The sequence below is a fragment of the Actinosynnema sp. NPDC059797 genome, from assembly GCF_042732085.1.
Taxonomy (GTDB): Bacteria; Actinomycetota; Actinomycetes; order Mycobacteriales; family Pseudonocardiaceae; genus Actinosynnema.
The window spans coordinates 1-4,187 of sequence record NZ_JBHWIE010000098.1 but is presented as its reverse complement, the minus strand read 5'-3'; the positions used below and the strand labels follow the sequence as shown (position 1 = coordinate 4,187).

Below are 4,187 nucleotides of genomic sequence, written 5' to 3'. Positions count from 1 at the left end.
GTCCAGCCGGCCGAGCCGATCAGGACGGCCAGGTGGGCGCAGCCGATCGGGGCAGCCGAGCCTACCGAGTCGATCAGGGCAGGCGATCCCGTCGAACCTGTCAGAACAGCCGAGCCAACCAAGCCTGTCAGCGGAGCGGCGAGACCTGGCGCGACCGGCTCACCTGCGGCCCGATTACCCCCTGCTTGGCCGCACACAGCAGAACTAAGTTCAACTGCACTAAGTTCAACCGAGCCGGGTTCACCTGCGCTGAACCCAACTGAACCAAGTTCAAGTGAATCGGATTCACGTGAACTAAGTTCGGTTGGGACGGGTGCAGTTGGACTAAGTTCAACTGAACTAAGTGCAACAGAGCCGTGCGCGACGGAGTTGTGCGCAGCAGAACTGCGCGCAACGGGGGTGTGCGCAATGGAGCCGTGCGCAACAGAGCTGTATGCAGCGGAACTGTGCGCAAGGGAGCCGGGCGCCGCGGGCGCATCGCCGACATGCCCGGGAGCACCGGCTCCCGTGAGGCGACCCCGGCGGGGCCGCCTCACGGGGTGGGTGGCAACGGCACCGCCGCCACCAGCCGTCGCCCCCACGTCATGAGCGGTGCGGAGCGCAGTCACCGGACCGGCCCCCACTCGGGCGGGTGACACCCGTGCGCGGTGCGCCGCTGGATCGGCCCGTCGAAGTCGGACAGGATCGCGGTGCGGACCCCGGTGGAGTTCCCGGCGGGCAGCACCCCGGTGGTGCTCGACGAGGGAGCGGAGGAGGGCAGGGCGAATCCCGGCGCGGCCTGCGCAGCGGCAGCATCGACGGACCGGCGGGGAACTCTCATGAACCCTGACTCCTGTCCACATCCTCGTCGTTCATATATGTGAAGCGGGGTCGTACTTGTGAACGTACTGGCCGGACTGTAAGAATCGGCGCAGCGACGTGTCAAGTGCGTTGCGGCAACGTTTCCCGTGGAGGATCAGGTGACTTCTCCCGCGTCACCCGCTCGGCCGAACGCGGTCAAGTCGGCCGATCGGACAGTGGAACTGCTGGAAGTGCTGTCGGCTTCGGACCGGCCGCTGACGCTGACCGAGCTGCACCGCGAGCTCAGCTATCCCAAGTCCAGCCTGTACATGCTGTTGCAGACGCTGGTGGCACGCGGGTGGGTCGAACTGGACCAGACCCGCGGCACGTACGGCATCGGCGTGCGCGCGCTGCTGGTCGGCACCTCGTACCTCGACCACGACCCGGTGGTGCAGGTCGCCATCCGGGTGATGGAGCAGGTGCGCCGGGAGATCAACGAGACGGTGCACCTGGCGCGGCTCGACGGCGCGGACGTGGTCTACCTGGCCAGCCGCGAGTCCGAGCACCACCTGCGGGTGGTCTCCCGCGTCGGCCGAAGGCTGCCGGCGCACTCCACGTCGCTGGGCAAGGCCCTGCTGGCGGCGCGCGCACCCGCCGAGGTGGACGCGATCCTGCCCGCGCGGCTGGAACCGCTGACGCCCAACACCATCGTGGAACGCCCGGCGCTGCACGCGCAGCTGGCCGGGTTCCGGTCGGTCGGGTACGCGCACGAGCGCGAGGAGAACACCCCCGGCCTGGGCTGCTACGCCGTGGCCCTGCCCTACCGCAACCCGGTGCTCGACGCGATGAGCTGCTCCGTGCCGCTGGGCCGGCTCGACCCGGAGCACGAGCGCCAGGTCATCGACGCGCTGCTGCACGGCGCGCGCACCATCACCGAACTGCTCCGCCAGTTCGGCCGCTGACACCCGACCTCCCCGACACCCGACCTCCTCGGAAAGGGCTGCACGTGACCGCACGAATCCTGATCACCGGCGCCGCCGGCATAGTCGGCACGCTGATGCGCACCCGGTTGGCCGCACCCGACCGGGTGCTGCGCCTGCTGGACATCGCGCCGCTGCCGGCCGCCTCGGACGACGAGCGGGTGGAGCTGGTGACGGCGTCGGTGACCGACCAGGCCGCGATGGACGCGGCGTGCGAGGGCGTGGACGCGGTGATCCACCTGGGCGGGCACAGCCTGGAGCGCCCGTGGGCCGACATCCTCGACGTCAACATCAACGGGACGCACGTGGTGCTGGAGGCGGCGCGGCGGGCCGGTGTCGGCCGGGTCGTGCTGGCCAGCTCCAACCACGCCGTCGGGTACCACCGGCGGGGCGAGGGCGAGGCGCCCGACGACCTGTCCCCGCTGCCCGACACGTACTACGGCGTGAGCAAGGTGGCGATGGAGGGGCTGGGCGGCCTCTACGCGTCGCGGTACGGCATGGACGTCATCGCGGTGCGCATCGGCTCGTGCTTCGAGAAGCCGCGGGACTTCCGGATGCTGTCGACGTGGCTGTCCCCCGACGACGGCGCCCGGCTGTTCGAGGCGTGCCTGGCGGCGCCGTCGCCGGGTTTCCGGGTGGTCTGGGGCGTCTCGGACAACACCCGCCGGTGGTTCTCCCTGGCCGGGGCGGAGGCGCTCGGCTACAAGTCCCAGGACGACTCCGAGGTCTACGCCGAGGAGGTCATCGCGGCGAGCGGCGAACCCCCGGCGGACTCCCCGGCGCGCGTCTACGTCGGCGGCGCCTGGTGCACCTCGGACTTCGACACGGCAGTGAAGGAATTCGGTCGGTGAGCGGCATCCAGGGCTTCAACCCCCGGACCGGGCAGCCCCACGGGGACCCGATCCCGGAGACGACGGACACCGAGGTCGACGCCATCGCCCGCGCGGCCGACGCCGCGTTCGGGCCGTGGTCCTCCCTCCCGGCCCGCGAGCGGGCGGACCACCTCGACGCGGTCGCCGACGCCCTGGACGCGGCGGCGGAGGCGCTGGTCGACCTGGCCGACGCCGAGACCGCGCTGGGCCGGCCGCGCCTGACCACGGAGCTGAAGCGCAGCACGAACCAGCTCCGGCTGTTCGGCGACGTGCTGCGCGAGGGCAGCTGGGTGGAGGCGACGCTGGACTCGCCGAACCCGGACATCATCCCGCCGCGCCCGGCGCTGCGCCGCCTCCTCCGCCCGCTCGGGCCGGTGGGGGTGTTCGCCGCCTCGAACTTCCCGTTCGCGTTCTCGGTGATGGGCGGCGACTCGGTCTCCGCGCTGGCGGCCGGCTGCCCCGTGGTGCTGAAGGCGCACCCGTCGCACCCGGGCACCTCGCACGAGACGGCGCGCGTCGTGGCCGGCGTGCTGCCGGAGGGCGTCTTCGGCATCGTGCACGGCCAGGAGGCCGGCGTGGCGCTGGTCAAGCACCCCGTGATCAAGGCGGTCGGCTTCACCGGGTCCACCGCGGGCGGCCGGGCGCTGTTCGACCTCGCCGCCGCCCGCCCCGACCCGATCCCGTTCTACGGCGAGCTGGGCAGCGTCAACCCCACCGTCATCCTGCCGGGGGCGGCCGCGGCGCGGCCCGAGGGGCTCGCCGCCGACTTCGCCGGCTCGCTGACGCTCGGGGTCGGCCAGTTCTGCACCAACCCGGGCCTGCTGTTCGCGCCGGAGTCGCTGGTGCCCGCGCTGGGCGAGGCGGTGTCCGCGGCGGCCGGCGGCCCGATGCTCAACGAGCGCATGTGCGACGCCTACCGCTCGGGCACCGACAGCCTGGGCGAGTCCGGCCTGGTGTCGCCGATCGGCGAGGGCACCGCGCCCGACGAGGGCTGGAGCGTGCCGCCCCGCCTGTACTCGGTGCCGCTGGCCGCCTTCGCGGACAACCTGGAGAAGCTCACCGAGGAGCACTTCGGGCCGGCGGCGGTCGTGGTCGCCTACTCCTCCCCCGAGGAGCTGCTCGGCGTGCTGCCGCGCCTGCCCGGGTCGCTCACCGGCACCCTGCACGCGGACGACACCGAGCACGACGTGGCCGGGCGCGTCGCCGAGGCCCTGCGTCCCGTGGTGGGTCGGCTCATCTTCAACGGGTGGCCGACCGGCGTGGCGGTGGCGTGGGGCATGCACCACGGCGGGCCGTGGCCGGCGACCACGAGCGCGCTGCACACCTCCGTGGGCGCCACGGCGATCCGGCGCTGGCTGGCCCCGGTGACCTACCAGTCCTGGCCCGAGGACCTGCTGCCGCCGGAGCTGCGGGCGGACAACCCGCTGGGCATCCCGCGCCGGGTCGACGGCGTGCTCGGCGTGCACTGAAGTCCGCGAAGGGCCCGGGACCCCGTGAGGTCCCGGGCCCTTCGCGCGCCCGAACGCGGAACTCACCGGTCCCGAACGTACGACAC

At 72.5% G+C, this 4,187-nt stretch carries 4 protein-coding genes; 3 read left to right on the top strand and 1 reads right to left on the bottom strand.

The genetic code is table 11. The features are described 5' to 3' along the window. Window positions 1-604: 604 nt before the first annotated feature. On the bottom strand, window positions 605-820 hold the full coding sequence (locus ACFV4N_RS22045) for a hypothetical protein (protein ID WP_499674445.1): 216 nt from the start codon (window positions 818-820) through the stop codon (window positions 605-607). 196 nt (window positions 821-1,016) lie between these two features. Here ACFV4N_RS22045 and ACFV4N_RS22040 point away from each other — a divergent pair, with 196 nt between their 5' ends. From ACFV4N_RS22040 to ACFV4N_RS22030, 3 genes are read left to right on the top strand one after another with little or no spacing between them, the layout of a single operon-like run. Further along, the gene (locus tag ACFV4N_RS22040) at window positions 1,017-1,742 is read left to right on the top strand and encodes an IclR family transcriptional regulator (RefSeq protein ID WP_499674444.1); all 726 of its coding nucleotides are present in this window, start codon (window positions 1,017-1,019) and stop codon (window positions 1,740-1,742) included. Between the two features lie 44 nt (window positions 1,743-1,786). After that, window positions 1,787-2,611, top strand: a complete 825-nt coding sequence (locus ACFV4N_RS22035; protein WP_499674443.1) for an NAD-dependent epimerase/dehydratase family protein — start codon at window positions 1,787-1,789, stop codon at window positions 2,609-2,611. After that, a complete protein-coding gene (locus ACFV4N_RS22030; protein ID WP_499674442.1) occupies window positions 2,608-4,101 on the top strand; it encodes an aldehyde dehydrogenase (NADP(+)) in 1,494 nt (497 codons plus the stop codon). Before ACFV4N_RS22035 ends, ACFV4N_RS22030 begins: the two co-directional genes overlap by 4 nt. The last annotated feature ends 86 nt before the right edge of the window (window positions 4,102-4,187 follow it).